Source organism: Pseudomonas sp. F2, from assembly GCF_057174385.1.
This window is the reverse complement of sequence record NZ_CM169904.1, coordinates 5010820-5027102: the sequence shown is the minus strand read 5'-3', so window position 1 is coordinate 5027102 and position 16283 is coordinate 5010820. Positions and strand designations below refer to the sequence as shown.

9 protein-coding genes are annotated in these 16283 nt (G+C 59.9%); 5 read left to right on the top strand and 4 right to left on the bottom strand.

Annotated elements, in window-relative coordinates:
• Positions 1 to 161: 161 nt before the first annotated feature.
• The 5 genes from aceE to msrA all read left to right on the top strand — a co-directional run bounded on the left by aceE (position 162) and on the right by msrA (position 10249).
• The gene (aceE, locus tag AC193Q_RS22630) at positions 162 to 2807 is read left to right on the top strand and encodes a pyruvate dehydrogenase (acetyl-transferring), homodimeric type (RefSeq protein WP_003220999.1); all 2646 of its coding nucleotides are present in this window, start codon (positions 162 to 164) and stop codon (positions 2805 to 2807) included.
• 11 nt (positions 2808 to 2818) lie between these two features.
• Positions 2819 to 4777, top strand: coding sequence for a dihydrolipoyllysine-residue acetyltransferase (gene aceF, locus AC193Q_RS22625; protein WP_483878803.1), 1959 nt, complete (start codon positions 2819 to 2821; stop codon positions 4775 to 4777).
• Between the two features lie 274 nt (positions 4778 to 5051).
• Positions 5052 to 6449 (top strand): alkaline phosphatase D family protein, encoded by a 1398-nt coding sequence (locus tag AC193Q_RS22620; RefSeq protein ID WP_483878802.1) that lies wholly within the window; start codon positions 5052 to 5054, stop codon positions 6447 to 6449.
• A 253-nt stretch (positions 6450 to 6702) separates the two neighbouring features.
• Positions 6703 to 9399, top strand: a complete 2697-nt coding sequence (locus AC193Q_RS22615; RefSeq protein WP_047290931.1) for a putative bifunctional diguanylate cyclase/phosphodiesterase — start codon at positions 6703 to 6705, stop codon at positions 9397 to 9399.
• Between the two features lie 184 nt (positions 9400 to 9583).
• A complete protein-coding gene (gene msrA, locus AC193Q_RS22610; protein WP_047290930.1) occupies positions 9584 to 10249 on the top strand; it encodes a peptide-methionine (S)-S-oxide reductase MsrA in 666 nt (221 codons plus the stop codon).
• 129 nt (positions 10250 to 10378) lie between these two features.
• Here msrA and AC193Q_RS22605 read toward each other — a convergent pair whose 3' ends face one another.
• The 4 genes from AC193Q_RS22605 to putP all read right to left on the bottom strand — a co-directional run bounded on the left by AC193Q_RS22605 (position 10379) and on the right by putP (position 16086).
• Positions 10379 to 11218 carry a 23S rRNA (adenine(2030)-N(6))-methyltransferase RlmJ gene (locus AC193Q_RS22605; protein WP_041065871.1) on the bottom strand — a complete coding sequence of 280 codons (840 nt, stop codon included), beginning with the start codon at positions 11216 to 11218 and terminating at the stop codon, positions 10379 to 10381.
• A 319-nt stretch (positions 11219 to 11537) separates the two neighbouring features.
• Positions 11538 to 12242 carry a DUF4123 domain-containing protein gene (locus tag AC193Q_RS22600; protein WP_047290929.1) on the bottom strand — a complete coding sequence of 235 codons (705 nt, stop codon included), beginning with the start codon at positions 12240 to 12242 and terminating at the stop codon, positions 11538 to 11540.
• Positions 12232 to 14247 carry a type VI secretion system Vgr family protein gene (locus tag AC193Q_RS22595; protein ID WP_483878801.1) on the bottom strand — a complete coding sequence of 672 codons (2016 nt, stop codon included), beginning with the start codon at positions 14245 to 14247 and terminating at the stop codon, positions 12232 to 12234. The genes AC193Q_RS22600 and AC193Q_RS22595 overlap by 11 nt, the downstream gene beginning before the upstream one ends.
• 354 nt (positions 14248 to 14601) lie before the next feature.
• A complete protein-coding gene (gene putP / locus AC193Q_RS22590) occupies positions 14602 to 16086 on the bottom strand; it encodes a sodium/proline symporter PutP (protein ID WP_121183342.1) in 1485 nt (494 codons plus the stop codon).
• Between the last annotated feature and the right edge of the window lie 197 nt (positions 16087 to 16283).

Here is a 16283-nt window from a genome sequence, read left to right as displayed (position 1 = left end):
TCTATACAGGCGAAAGGCTGAAATGCTCAAAGATTTGTAGTAAAACTACACGCCGCCGGAACAACCTGTCGGCAATCCAAGAATTTTAAATCGTCTGCCCACAAGGCCAGTCGCAAACTCAGGCAACCGATTCTGGAAGCCTTTCCGCCCTGGAGCAAGCCATGCAAGACCTCGATCCCGTCGAAACCCAGGAATGGCTGGACGCCCTGGAATCGGTTCTCGACAAAGAAGGCGAAGACCGTGCTCACTATCTGATGACCCGTATGGGTGAACTGGCGACCCGCAGCGGTTCGCAGCTCCCTTACGCCATCACCACGCCTTACCGCAATACCATCCCGGTAACCCACGAAGCACGCATGCCTGGCGACCTGTTCATGGAACGCCGCATTCGCTCGCTGGTGCGCTGGAACGCGATGGCCATGGTAATGCGTACGAACCTGAAAGATTCTGACCTGGGTGGTCACATCTCCAGCTTCGCTTCCAGCGCGACCCTGTATGACATCGGCTTCAACTACTTCTTCCAGGCCCCGACCGACGAACACGGCGGCGACCTGATCTACTTCCAGGGCCACACCTCGCCAGGCGTTTACGCCCGTGCATTCATGGAAGGCCGCATCACCGAAGACCAGATGAACAACTTCCGCCAGGAAGTCGACGGTCAGGGCCTGTCGTCCTATCCGCACCCTTGGCTGATGCCTGACTTCTGGCAGTTCCCGACCGTATCCATGGGTCTGGGTCCGATCCAGGCGATCTATCAGGCACGCTTCATGAAGTACCTGGAACACCGCGGTTTCATCCAGCCGGGCAAACAGAAAGTCTGGTGCTTCCTGGGCGACGGCGAGTGCGACGAGCCGGAATCCCTGGGCGCGATCTCCCTGGCCGGCCGCGAGAAGCTGGACAACCTGATCTTCGTCATCAACTGCAACCTGCAGCGCCTCGACGGCCCGGTTCGCGGCAACGGCAAGATCATCCAGGAACTCGAAGGCGTGTTCCGCGGTGCACAGTGGAACGTGACCAAAGTCATCTGGGGCCGTTTCTGGGACCCACTGCTGGCCAAGGACGTCGACGGCATCCTGCAACGTCGCATGGACGAAGTCATCGACGGCGAGTACCAGAACTACAAAGCCAAAGACGGTGCGTTCGTTCGCGAGCATTTCTTCAACACGCCTGAACTCAAGGCGATGGTTGCCGACCTGTCCGACGACGAGATCTGGAAACTCAACCGTGGCGGCCACGACCCGTACAAGGTCTACGCGGCGTACCACGAAGCGGTCAACCACAAAGAACAACCTACCGTCATCCTGGCCAAGACCATCAAGGGTTATGGCACCGGTGCCGGCGAAGCGAAAAACACGGCGCACAACACCAAGAAAGTCGACGTCGACAGCCTGAAGTTGTTCCGTGATCGCTTCGACATCCCGGTCAAGGATGAAGAGCTGGAGAACCTGCCGTTCTTCAAGCCAGAGCCAAACAGCGCCGAAGCCCGCTACCTGAGCGAGCGCCGTGCTGCACTGGGCGGTTTCGTACCACAGCGCCGCGCGCAGAGCTTCAGCGTACCGACCCCGGACCTGGACACCCTGAAAGCCATCCTCGACGGCTCGGGCGACCGTGAAATTTCCACCACCATGGCCTTCGTGCGCATCCTCGCGCAACTGGTCAAGGACAAGGAAATCGGCCCGCGCATCGTGCCGATCATCCCGGACGAAGCCCGTACCTTCGGTATGGAAGGCATGTTCCGTCAGCTGGGCATCTACTCCTCTGTCGGCCAGCTCTACGAGCCAGTCGATAAAGACCAGGTAATGTTCTACAAGGAAGACCAGAAAGGTCAGATCCTTGAAGAAGGCATCAACGAAGCGGGCGCCATGAGTTCCTTCATCGCCGCCGGTACTTCGTACTCCAGCCACAACCAGCCGATGCTGCCGTTCTACATCTTCTACTCGATGTTCGGCTTCCAGCGTATCGGTGACCTGGCCTGGGCCGCTGGCGACAGCCGCACCCGTGGCTTCCTGATCGGCGGCACCGCCGGCCGTACCACCCTGAACGGTGAAGGCCTGCAACACGAAGACGGTCACAGCCACCTGCTGGCCGCGACCATCCCGAACTGCCGCACCTACGATCCGACCTACGGCTACGAGCTGGCGGTGATCATTCAGGACGGCATGAAGAAGATGACCGAAGAGCAGCAGGACATCTTCTATTACATCACCGTGATGAACGAGTCGTACCAGCAGCCAGCCATGCCGGCCGGTGCCGAAGAAGGCATCAAGAAAGGCATGTACCTGCTCGAAGAAGACACCCGCGATGCAGCGCACCACGTGCAACTGATGGGCTCCGGCACCATCCTGCGTGAAGTGCGTGAAGCGGCGAAGATCCTGCGTGAAGAGTTCAACATCGGCGCTGACGTATGGAGCGTCACCAGCTTCAACGAACTGCGTCGCGACGGCCTGGCCGTAGAGCGCAGCAACCGTCTCAAGCCTGGCCAGAAGCCCAAGCAGAGCTACGTTGAAGAGTGCCTGAGCGGCCGTAAAGGTCCGGTCATTGCCTCTACCGACTACATGAAGCTGTTCGCCGAGCAGATCCGTCAGTGGGTACCGTCCAAGGAATTCAAAGTCCTGGGCACCGACGGTTTCGGCCGCAGCGACAGCCGCAAGAAACTGCGTCATTTCTTCGAAGTCGACCGTCATTTCGTGGTGTTGGCAGCCCTGGAAGCACTGGCTGACCGTGGTGATATCGAACCTAAAGTCGTGGCCGAGGCCATCGTCAAGTTCGGCATCGACCCGGAAAAACGCAACCCACTGGACTGCTGAGGAGACATTTTGTGAGCGAACTCATTCGCGTACCTGACATCGGCAGCGGTGAAGGTGAAGTAATTGAACTGTTTGTGAAGGTCGGCGACCGTATCGAAGCCGACCAGAGCATCCTGACCCTGGAATCGGACAAGGCCAGCATGGAAGTGCCGGCCCCGAAAGCCGGTGTCATCAAGAGCCTGAAAGTGAAGCTGGGCGACCGCCTGAAAGAAGGCGACGAACTGCTCGAGCTGGAAGTCGAGGGCGCCGCGCAAGCGGCTCCTGCGCCTGCCGCTGCACCGGCCAAAGCCGAAGAAAAACCGGCTGCTGCCGCTCCTGCTGCTGCCGCGCCAGCCGCTGCCCCGGCTGCCGCTTCGGTGCAGCAAGTGCACGTGCCGGACATCGGTTCGTCGGGCAAGGCCCAGATCATCGAGATCCAGGTCAAGGTCGGCGACACCGTCGAGGCTGATCAGTCGCTGATCACCCTGGAATCCGACAAGGCCAGCATGGAAATCCCGTCGCCTGCCGCAGGCGTGGTCAAGGCCATCAGCGTCAAGCTCAACGACGAAGTCGGCACTGGCGACCTGATTCTGGATCTGGAAGTGGCGGGCGCTGCGGCCCCGGCTGCGGCCGCTCCGGCTCAGGCTGCTGCTCCGGCACCCGCCGCTGCGCCTGCTCCGGCTGCCGCTCCAGCCGCCCCGGTCGCCGACAGCGTTCAGGACATCCACGTTCCGGACATCGGTTCGGCCGGCAAGGCCAAGATCATCGAAGTTCTGGTCAAGGCTGGCGACAGCGTTGAAGCCGACCAGTCGCTGATCACCCTCGAATCCGACAAGGCAAGCATGGAAATCCCGTCGCCTGCCGCGGGCGTGGTGGAAAGCGTTTCGATCAAGCTGGACGACGAAGTCGGCACCGGCGATCTGATCCTCAAGCTGAAAGTCAAAGGTGCGGCTCCGGCTGCGGCCCCGGCTCCAGCTGCCGCTGCGCCAAGCGCTCCGGCACCTGCCGCTGCTGCTCCGGCTGCCGCTGCCCCGGCTGCTGCCACTCCGGTTGCTGCGCCGGCCAAGCCTGGCGCGAAAGTTCACGCCGGCCCTGCCGTGCGTCAACTGGCCCGTGAGTTCGGCGTCGAGCTGAGCGCTGTTGGCGCCAGCGGTCCGCACGGTCGCATCCTCAAGGAAGACGTGCAGGTTTACGTCAAGGCGATGATGCAGAAGGCCAAGGAAGCGCCAGCTGCTGGCGGCGCAACTGGCGGCGCAGGCATCCCGCCGATTCCGGTGGTGGACTTCAGCCGCTTCGGCGAAATCGAAGAAGTGCCGATGACCCGTCTGATGCAGGTCGGCGCGGCCAACCTGCACCGCAGCTGGCTGAACGTGCCGCACGTGACGCAATTCGACTCGGCGGACATCACCGAGCTGGAAGCCTTCCGTGTTGCGCAGAAAGCCGTCGCGGAGAAGGCCGGCGTCAAGCTGACCATCCTGCCGCTACTGCTCAAGACCTGCGCACACCTGCTCAAGGAACTGCCGGACTTCAACAGTTCGCTGGCGCCAAGCGGCAAGGCGATCATTCGCAAGAAGTACGTCAACATCGGTTTCGCCGTCGACACCCCGGATGGCCTGCTGGTACCGGTCATCAAGAACGTCGACCAGAAGAGCCTGCTGCAACTGGCCGCAGAAGCTGCTTCGCTGGCTGAAAAAGCCCGGACCAAGAAGCTCTCTTCGGACGAGATGCAGGGCGCCTGCTTCACCATTTCCAGCCTCGGCCACATTGGCGGCACCGGCTTCACGCCGATCGTCAACGCGCCGGAAGTGGCGATCCTCGGTGTTTCCAAGGCAACCATCCAGCCAGTCTGGGACGGCAAAGCCTTCCAGCCGAAACTGATGCTGCCACTGTCGCTGTCCTACGATCACCGCGTGATCAACGGCGCTGCTGCTGCACGCTTCACCCAGCGTCTGGGCAGCCTGCTGGGCGACATCCGCACCATCCTGCTGTAAAGCGTTCGGCCCTCCGGCAACGGAGGGCCGACTGCGTTCCACGTTTTCGAGCGCCACACGCTCGTACCTCAACCCCGTCAGTTTGACGGGGCTTTTTTTGCACTGAAAAAAGTGCAGCGCCTCTTCCTACAAGTTCGGTTTACTTGAACTACGACTGCAGTCGAATTCGTCTCGATATTTTTCATCGACAGGCAACTAATCTCTGCCCTCGGATTAAATAACGTTTTCCCTGCGTTATTTATAAAAAATGAAACTTACTCGAATGGACTCGAATATGTTCAAGCCAACTATTGGCCCGATTATCGGCCACACGACAACTCATCACGCGCGCATATTCATGCGCGCCGACAAGCAAGGCAATGCACCGGTATTTGCCGCCATTCGCTATCGGAAGTCTGGAACACAACAGTGGTCAGCTAGTACTTTCGCCGAACCCGATGCGCTGCGCGACATGACCGAAGTGTTCACCCTCAACAACTTGAGCAGTGACACCGAATATGAATACCAGACCGGCTGGTTCAGCCCGATGAATCCGGTCCATACCGTGGACAGTGTCGCCGAACTGCCGCTGCAGTGGCCGCGGGAAATCTACCGATTGCGCACCCGTTCCAGCAATGCCCTGCAGCCAAAGGCCTATATCGTCGGCTCTTGCCGCTATTTGCGCATGACGGCGGGGGTGCCGGTGCTGCCCCATCTGGGTGACCGGATCTTTGCCTCCATCAACCAATTGATCGAAGGTGCGCAGCCGCCGATCAGTGCCACCCTGATGACGGGTGATCAGGTTTATCTCGACGACCTAAATCTGTTCGCACCTGATCGTGAATATAAGGACATCCTCAGCAAGTACCGTGCGGCCTTCTCTCAGCCGAATATTCAGCGTTTGATGTCCGGCACTTCGACTTATATGATCCTGGACGATCACGAAATCGAAGACAATTGGCCGGCGAATGCCGAACAATCAGATCAAGTGTTATATCGCAATGCAATGGCCGCCTATGAAATCTATCAAGTCAGCCACAGCCCGGCGCATGAACTTACAACTAACGAAAAGGTGAATCGGGCAAAACTCGAGCACTACTGGTATCAATTCAGTGACGCTGATATCGAATGGTTTGTGACCGACAGCCGCACCCGCCGCAACCTGTCAGCCGATGATCGCCGCATCCTCGATGAAGCGCAGGAACAGGCGCTGATCGAATGGCTGATCAATAGTTCGGCGCGGGTGAAATTCGTCGTGACCAGCGTAATGTTCTACCCGGATCGCCAACTGCTGGGCGACGACGCCTGGAAAGCTTTCCCGGAGCAGCGCCTGCGCCTGCTGGAAACCATCCGAACCCGACGCATCAAAAATGTCGTGTTTGTCTCGGGCGATGTGCATGGCTCGCTGACTTCGCGCCTGACCCACAGTGAAGACCCGGACTTCGAGGTCCATACCATCGTTTCCTCGCCGCTGTGCAACAGCAAGCTGCTGCCCTATGCCACGGCGTCGACGTTTATCCTCGATCGACCGCTGGCGCGCACGTCGACGGGTGATTATCAGCATGAGTTGACCAGCCCGGTCATCAGCGAAGACAACTTCGCCCATGTAGTCGTCGAGACTGATCAAATTCTGGTCAATTACCATGATCGTGATGGCAAGAAGCTGCAATCGATCAGCCTGAAATTACGCTGATATCTTGAAAGATCGCAGCCTTCGGCAGTTCCTACATTGGCATGCATCCACTGCAGGAGCTGCCGCAGGCTGCGATCTTTTGCTCTTTTCAACCACCTACTGGAGAAATGCTCTGAGCGGCCGACACATTCTTATAGCACTTGGCCTTCATCTCTCTTGTCAGTCGGTGCCGCAATGATGCAACCTTGCCGCAGGCAACAGTAAAGAGGGCGCGAGCCCGGCGCGTTCAGCATATTTCCAAGCGAGTTCCTTCATGAAGAGCCAACCCGATGCCGCCAGCCGTATGGCGGCCGAGGTAGTGACGCAGTTGCCTGTGCCCTCGCGGCTCGGCATGCTGCGTTTCGAGCGCTTGAATGAAGCCAGTTGGGCGATGCTGTTTCTCGACCCCAACTGCGAACGCCAGTTCGGCCAGCCGGCCGTCGAATTGTGTGCCCTGGTCGGCTCGCCCTACGCCAGCCTGATGGAGCCTGAAGCGCGCTATCAACTGCACGACACCATTCAGCAACAACTGCGCGACAGCCCGCATTATCTGGTGCGCTACACCTTGCACACCGCCGCTGGCGTGTTGAGCATCCTCGAGCTGGGCGAAGCCTATAAGCAGCACAATCGGCACTTGCTGCGCGGTTATCTACTGGCGGTCGATGATGTCTTCGACGAAGCGCCAGCGCTGCCCTCGGTCGACCTCGAAACCCAGAACTCGCGCCTGCAGATCGCCCTCGAACTCAACCAGCGCGCCCAGCAAGAACAACTGCAGCACCTTGATCGGGTGCGCGCCCAGCAGGACCTGATTCTGCTGCTCGCCCGCCAACGCTACAGCAGCCACAACTCGCTGCAGGAAGCCGCCGAACTGATCACCCGCTGCGCCTGCGATATCTATGAAATCGACTGCGCCAGCCTGTGGAACCTCGAAGGCAATCTGTTGGTGCCGATTTCCGCGTATCACCGCGCAACGCAGGAATACCTCCTGCCAGAGGTGATCGACATCAGCGGCTTTCCCGACTACATGGAAGCGCTGCACGGCAGCCGCGCCATCGACGCGCATAATGCGATGCGCGACCCGCGCACCCGCGAGATGGCTGAGGCCCTGCGCCCGCGCGACGTCAACGCCATGCTCGACGCCAGCATCCGCGTCGACGGCCAGGTGGTCGGCGTGCTCTGTCTGGAGCAGACCGGCGTGACCCGCGCCTGGCAGTCCGATGAAATCGCCTTTGCCGGTGAGCTGGCGGATCAATTCGCCCAGGTCATCAACAACCACAACCGCCGCACCGCCACCAGCGCCCTGCACCTGTTCCAGCGCGCAGTGGAGCAAAGTGCCAACGCCTTTTTGCTGGTCAATTGCGACGGTGTGGTCGAGTACGTCAACCCGAGTTTCACCGCGATCACCCAGTATTCCACCGAAGAAGTCCACGGCCAGCGCCTGTCGGAACTGCCGGCCCTGGAAAACCTCAGCGAGCTGCTGTTCGATGCGCCCTCGGCACTGGCCAAGAGCAACAGTTGGCAGGGCGAATTCAAAAGCCGGCGCAAGAACCTCGAACCGTACTGGGGCCAGTTGTCGATCTCCAAGGTGTATGGCGACAACCGCGAACTGACGCACTACATCGGCATCTACGAAGACATCACTCAGACCAAACTGGCGCAGCAGCGCATCGAGCGTCTGGCGTACACCGACAATCTGACCAACCTCGGCAACCGACCGGCGTTTATCCGCAATCTGGACGAGCGCTTCGCCCGCGATAGCGATACGCCGATCAGCCTGCTGCTGGTGGACATCGACAACTTCAAGCGAATCAACGACAGCCTCGGTCACCAGACCGGCGACAAACTGTTGATCAGCCTGGCCCGGCGTCTGCGCAACAGCCTCAGCCCGAGCGGCAGCCTCGCGCGGTTTGCCAGTAACGAGTTCGCCGTACTGCTCGACGACACGGATCTCGCCACCGGCCAACAGATCGCCAACCAGTTGCTGGCGACCCTCGACAAACCGATGTTCGTCGACAACCAGTTGATCAGCGTCACCGGCTCCGTGGGCCTGGCCTGCGCGCCGCTGCACGGACGCGACCCGCAAACCCTGATGCGCAACGCCGGCCTCGCTTTGCACAAAGCCAAGGCCAACGGCAAGCATCAGGTGCAAGTCTTCACCGAAGCGCTGAATGCCGAGGCCAGCTACAAGCTGTTCGTCGAGAACAACCTGCGCCGCGCCCTGACCCAGAACGAGCTGGACGTGTTCTACCAGCCCAAGCTATGCCTGCGCAGCGGTCGCCTGCTGGGCATGGAAGCACTGCTGCGCTGGAACCACCCCGAACGCGGGATGATCCGCCCGGATCAGTTCATCAGCGTGGCCGAAGAAACCGGCCTGATCATTCCGATCGGCAAGTGGATTGCCCGCCAGGCCTGCCGCATGAGCAAAGCGCTGACCGCCGCGGGCATGGGCAATCTGCAAGTGGCGATCAACCTGTCACCCAAGCAGTTCTCCGATCCCGATCTGGTCGCGTCCATCGCCAACATCCTCAAGGAAGAAGCGCTGCCGGCCAGTCTGCTCGAACTGGAGCTGACCGAAGGTTTGCTGCTGGAAGCCACCGAAGATACGCACTTGCAGCTCGATCAGCTCAAGCGCCTGGGCCTGACTCTGGCCATGGACGACTTCGGTACCGGTTACTCGTCGCTCAGTTACCTGAAGAAATTCCCGATCGACATCATCAAGATCGATCGCAGCTTCATCCACGAAATCCCCGACAATCAGGACGACATGGAAATCACCTCCGCGGTGATCGCCATGGCGCACAACCTGAAGCTCAAGGTCGTGGCCGAAGGCATCGAGACCGCCGAGCAGCTGGCGTTCCTGCGTCGCCACCGGTGCGACGTCGGCCAGGGCTACCTGTTCGACCGGCCGATCCCCGGCGGCGAGCTGATTCAGGCGCTCAAGCGCTACCCGCGCGGCCCGCTCTGCCTGTAGCCCCCCCCCGCCCTTTGATGTAGGAGCTGCCGCAGGCTGCGATCTTTTGATTCTGGTTTTTAAAGCCAAGATCAAAAGATCGCAGCCTGCGGCAGCTCCTACATTGAATAGTGCGAAATCCGGCATCATTCGGCACACTGGCGGTCTGATTTTTTACATCCCATCCTGACTGAGAGGAACGATCATGGTTCTGCGCTCGGAAATTCTGGTGAACAAAAACGTGCTACCGACCAAAGACCAAGCTCTACCCGGCCGCGAAACCGCGATGACCCTGCCTGAAAAGCACTTCGTCTTCGAAGAAACCCCGTTGCTCGGCCCGTTTTTCCAGGACGTCGACTTCGCGATCTTCGGTCTGGGTTGCTTCTGGGGCGCGGAGCGCCGTTTCTGGCAGCGCGAAGGCGTGGTCAGCACCGTGGTCGGTTACGCCGGCGGCTACACGCCGAACCCGACTTACGAAGAAGTCTGCTCGGGCCTGACCGGCCACGCCGAAGTGGTGCTGGTGGTGTATGACAAGGCCAAAGTCAGCTATGAAGAGCTGCTGGCGATGTTCTGGGAACTGCACAACCCGACTCAGGGCATGCGCCAGGGCAATGACATCGGCACTCAATACCGCTCGGTGATCTACGCGACCTCGCCAGAGCAACTGGACGCGGCGCTGAAGAGCAAAGCGGTGTATCAGGCTGAACTGTCGAAGGCAGGCCTGGGCGAAATCAGCACCGAAATCGAACAGGCGCCGACCGTGTATTTCGCCGAGGCCTATCACCAGCAATACCTGGCGAAAAACCCTGAAGGTTATTGCGGGATCGGCGGCACCGGCGTGTGCATGCCACCGAGCCTGGCGGGTAACTGACCCTTAAAAGCAAAAGATCGCAGCCTGCGGCAGCTCCTACAGAAAATCAGTGATCGTCCGCACATTGGTGGATGACACTAGATCCTGTGGAAGCTGCCGCAGGCTGCGATCTTTTAATCTTGCCGTTGATCAGCTCTCGGCAATCAACCAATCCATCTGCCATCCACCCTGAGTCTGCCCAAGCTTCTTCGACAACCACGGCAGCAACTCACGCAATTCTTCCTCCAGCCCCCACGGCGGATTGGCGATCGCCATGCCAGAGCCGTTCAGGCTGTTCGGCGTATCCAGCGGATGCACCAGCAGTTCCACGCGCAGCAACTTCGGCGCGCCGGTACCGGCCAGATCCTGATAGAAACGGCGCAACGCACGCTGATCCTTCACCGGATACCAGATCGCCGCGACGGTCTGGCGCATGCGGCCAATCGCCTCTTTCAGCGACGCCGCACACTTTTGCATCTCGTCGAGCTGTTCGAACGGCGGATCGATCAGCATCACCGCCCGCTTCTCCTGCACCGGCAGCATCGCCCGCGCCACGTGCCAGCCCTCGCCCAGATGCACCTTGACCCGACGATCGCCGGCCATGTTCTCCTTGAGCTGCACGCCGTCTTGCGGGTGTTTCTCGTTGAGCATCACCCGATCCTGCGGCCGGGTCAGACGCCGCGCCAGCTCCGGTGACCCCGGGTAGTAACGCAACTGGCCATCCGGGTTCATCTCGTGCAGCACCTTCATGTAATCGGCGGTCAGCGCCGGCAAATCCGGCTGATCCCATAAGCGCGCGATGCCTTCCAGGTACTCACCGGTACGGTTGGCCTGATCGCCCTGCAAGTCATACAGACCGATACCGGCGTGCGTATCGAGATAGGCAAACGGCTGCTCCTTGCGCGACATCAGGGCGATGAGGCGGGTCAAGGTCAGGTGTTTGAACACATCGGCGTGATTGCCGGCATGGAAGGCGTGACGATAATTCATGGCTGCTCCTGCGAGGGCCGTGAAGTTTACCTTTTACCGGGCGGCAAGTCAGGGGTTGGGGGCTGAGCGGCCCTCTTACACCTTAAGATCCGGCCCAATATCTGTGGCGAGGGGATTCATCCCCGATGGGCTGCGCAGCAGCCCCCTATTCCGTCACATGTTTTATTTGATGCTCCACGATGACAGGTCTTGGGGCCGCTTCGCTGCCCATCGGGGATGAATCCCCTCGCCACAGTTCAGGTACCTCGACAACCCATCGAAAGCTTTATCAAAACCCAGGACGCGAACATCGCTGATCCGAGGACTTCGCCCGGAAATTTCATTCTGCTTCGTCCTGCAAATGGTCCAATAAGGCCGATTGCGACGTTTCTTCCGACGCTGAAACCTGGAAAAACCGCCTGACCTTGCAACGTAAAACCGGCTCGGGAAAGGCCTCGAACAAGGCAGGATGCTCCTCGCTCAGCCACTGCACAGCATTGCCGATGCGAATGTCATCAGCAGTTGCGGCCAAGACCGATCCCGTTACTTTCCACCAAGGAAACACTCGCCCCGAAACCTGCGCCCTGCCCCCGATCTCCACGGCCTGTCCATTGATCAAGCCGCGCGAAATCACCGGCATCAACTGCGCAGATTGCACTTCGTCGGACTGCAGGATCGGCAACACAAAACGCCCATCCCAGAAGCGAAAAAACACCGCTGCGCCGTCCGGCATCAGCACTTGAGTCAGGCTGCGAAAGTGCTCAACCACCACCTCCAGGCTCGCCGAGGACACCGCCAACCACCCCCAGTCGCGAGACTCGGTAGAGGCCACCCAATCGAGAAACGCACTGTCCGCCGCGACAACTCCTACAAAGGGCATTACCGCGTCCCACTCGGCGTAGATCGTGTCCGCCCAGATCGGGTGGGGTCCGACCAGCGGAGGCCTGGCGTCGCTGGCATTACTGAAAATCGCGAACAGTTGCTCCGCAGGTTTCAGCGGCTCACGCGCCAGCCACGCTGAAGGCGTCAGGCACTCAGGTTGCACAAACACCGTCCTTGCAGCGCTCGCACTCTTCGCAGAATGGCGCATCACCTTTAAAGCTCATGATTTGTGCGGCGGTGAGCATGGCCGCCGGTGCCGCTGCAAGTTTCGCTGGCAGTCCCGGCACACTAGGTGCCGCGCCCATCGCCGTCATCGGCGCGCCACCGACCTGAATTGGCACGCTACTGAAGATCCCGCCAGGCCCGATGTTGATCCACTGCCCGCCGGCCTGAATCGTGGCGCTCGCGCCGCCATCGATCACCACTTGCTGCCCGGCACTGACGTGGATTTGTGCGCTGGCGCTGGTGGCCTGGTTGCTCACCCGAATATGCCGATCGCCGACCACCGTCAGGTGATCGTCCTGTTTGACTTCGATCTGGCGCTGGCCGTGAGTGATGCGTTGTTCGTCGGCCTTCAACTCATGTTTGGCGGTGCCCGTGACGACGATGCTGCGCTGGTTGTCGACCTGCACCTGCTGGTCGTGCAGTACATGCTGGGTCCAGTTGCGCTGGGCACGCAGGTAGATTTCTTCGGCGCCCTTTTTGTCGTCGATGCGCAGTTCGTTGTAACCACCGCCACCGGGGCTGCTATGGCTGCGGAAGATGCTGCGGGCCTTGTCCGCCGGGAGGTCCAGCGGCACCGGGGTCGCGGCATTCGGCAGGCACCCCATCACCAACGGTTTGTCGGCGTCGGCGTCGATGAAACCGACCAGCACTTCCATGCCGACTCGCGGGATCAACACGCTGCCGTATTGGTCATGTGCCCAACCGGTTGCCACACGCAGCCAGCAACTGGAATGCTCATTCAGCTCGCCGTCGCGGTCCCAGGCCAGTTGCACCTTGACCCGACCGTACTCGTCGCAGTGAATTTCCGCGTCGTGCGGCCCGGTGACGACGGCAGGTTGATAGCCAAGCATCCGGGGCTTTTCCGGGCCGAGGGCTGGGCGGAAGAACACGTCCCACGGCGTAGCAAGAAAGGTATTACGGTAACCCTGGAATGTTTCCCCATCGCTGGTGACCGATTCCTCCAGCACTTGCGGCTGTCGCCCACGGTGTTCGATGGCGGTAAGCAGCCACAGGTCATTCCAGTCCCGGCGCGGGTGTTCGGTCAGTTGCAGGAAATGTCCGCACACCAGTGCAGAGACGTCGCTGATGCCTTCGGCCTGACGGTAATCGGCGACATGTCGCTCAAGCGTGCGCTGCGCCAGATGCTTACCGGTCTCGCGATCGTTGAACTGGCCGGGAAAACGATAATCCTCCAGTACCGGGCGCTGCTCGCTGTCGCTGTGGCTTTGCAGTTGCAAGTGCGGCTTCTCAAAGTTGTAGTCGCGCCGGGTGACCACGCTGGTGCGGGTTTCGACCCGGACATTGAAACGCTGGATGGCGGGCGCACCAGCCGACATGCCGCTCCCCGGCAAATACAGCGTCGGCTCGGCCAGGCGCGGGAACACCGTTTGATCGTCGCCGAACACCAACAGATGCCCGTCGGGGCTGTGCTGAAAATGAAAATGAATGCCGACTTCGGCACACAGCCGTTGGATGAACGCCAGATCGCTTTCGGCGTACTGCACGCAATAATCGCGCATCGGGTAATCACTGCCGAGACGAAACTCGAAGGCGTCGCGCAGGATCGCGTGGTCCTTGAGGATCCGCGCCACGATCTGCGGCACCGTCTGATGCTGAAAAATCCGCTGGTTGATGCGATGCCCGAGGTAAGTCAGACGCGGTACCAGGCTCAGGTGATAGCGCGTCAGACGTTTCCCGGAATCACCCTGCCCGACTCGATAAATCTGACCATGGACACCGGAACCTTCTGCATCGAAGCTCAGGAACGCCTGACTATGCAGCAGGCTCTCGAGGTCCAGGTCGGGCCGTTCACTGACCAGTTCCAGGTCGAAGCGAAAGGGTTGGCTGATGGCTTCCTTGCCCGTGAACTCAAGGACTTTGAGATCAAATTGGGCGCCTTCGAGGGTCAACGTGAAACGCGGTTGATTGGCAGGCGCGAACATCCGATGTGTCTCTGCAGATTGAGGGCGGGCGATTCTGCATGAGGGGCAAGGGGTGTTGGGTGGGTGACGGGAAAATCAGATTTGCCCTACTTTTTCTGGCGAAAAAGCCTTCGAAAATCGGCGCATGCGACTACAGACAACTCTCTCAAAATCACCACCGAACAACTGTGGGAGCGAGCCTGCTCGCGAAAGCGGCATGTCAGTCGACACATTCATTGAATGATCAATCGCATTCGCGAGCAGGCTCGCTCCTACATTGGATCTCCACAGGATTCGAGAAATCACGGGCATAAAAAAACAGCCCGCCTCCTTGTAGGAAACGGGCCGTTTTTCTGTGAGCCGCAGCTCAGTGCATCACTTGTTCAGGTGGAAATCTTTTTCCGCCGCTTCGAAGCGCTGCACCATGCCTTTGGTTGGCTCGCCCATTTTGCTGACGATGTAGATCGCCAGGCTGGCGAAGATGAAGCCCGGGATGATTTCGTACAGGCCCATCACCTCGAAATGCTTCCACACCACCACGGTGATGGCGCCGACCAGGATGCCGGCCAGTGCGCCATTGCGGGTCATGTCTTTCCAGATCACCGAGATCAGCACCACTGGACCGAACGCGGCACCGAAACCGGCCCAGGCGTAGGACACCAGGCCCAGTACGCGGTTTTCCGGGTTGGCGGCCATGGCGATAGCGATCAGTGCCACCAGCAACACCATCGCGCGGCCGACCCAGACCAGTTCAACCTGGGAGGCGGATTTGCGCAGGAAAGTTTTGTAGAAGTCTTCAGTCAGGGCGCTCGAGCACACCAGCAGCTGGCAGCTCAGGGTGCTCATGACCGCGGCGAGAATCGCCGACAGCAGGACACCGGCGACCCACGGGTTGAAGAGGATTTTCGCCAGTTCGATGAACACCCGTTCGTGGTTCTCGGTCACCGGACCGGCCACTTCCGGGTGCGCCGAGAAGTAAGCGATGCCGAAAAAGCCCACGGCGACGGTGCCGCCCAGGCACAGGATCATCCAGGTCATGGAGATGCGACGGGCGTTGGCAATCGATTTCACCGAGTCAGCGGCCATGAAACGCGCGAGGATGTGCGGCTGACCGAAGTAACCCAGACCCCAGCCCATCAGCGAGATGATGCCGATGAAGGTGGTGCCCTTGAGCATGTCGAAGTTGCTTGGGTCCTGGGCTTCGATGGCGAGGAACGTGGTATCGACGCCGCCGGTGGCCAGCAACACGATGATCGGCGTCAGCAGCAGGGCAAAGATCATCAGCGTGGCTTGCACGGTGTCAGTCCAGCTCACCGCAAGGAAACCGCCGATAAAGGTGTAGGCAATTGTCGCCGCAGCACCGGCCCACAGCGCCGTCTCGTAGGACATGCCGAAGGTGCTTTCGAACAGACGGGCGCCAGCCACGATGCCGGACGCGCAGTAGATGGTGAAGAACACCAGAATCACCACCGCCGAGATAATCCGCAGCAGGCCGCTGTTGTCTTCGAAACGGCTGGCAAAGTAGTCCGGCAGGGTCAGCGCATCACCGTTGTGCTCGGTTTGCACACGCAGACGGCCGGCGACGAACAGCCAGTTCAGGTAGGCGCCGATGATCAGACCGATGGCGATCCAGCTCTCGGACAGGCCGGACATGTAGATGGCGCCCGGCAAGCCCATCAACAACCAGCCGCTCATGTCCGAAGCACCGGCGGACAATGCCGTCACCACGCTGCCGAGGCTGCGACCGCCAAGAATGTAGTCAGAAAGGTTGTTGGTGGAGCGATAGGCCATGAGGCCGATCAGTACCATTGCTGCGATGTAGATCACGAACGTGATCAGTGTTGGATTGCTTACGCTCATTAAGTACGCCCTGGCTTTGTTTTTATGTAGCAGCAGTGATCAATCGCACGCAAACGACGACGTTTGGCAGACGATTCGGGATCCCGCGCATTTAGGACTGATGTTTCCCCAGGAAAGCCACCAGCCGATACACCGGATACTCCCGGTTGCACCTTGGGCGCGAATGCTATGCAACAAAGTAAAAAAGGTGCAACCAG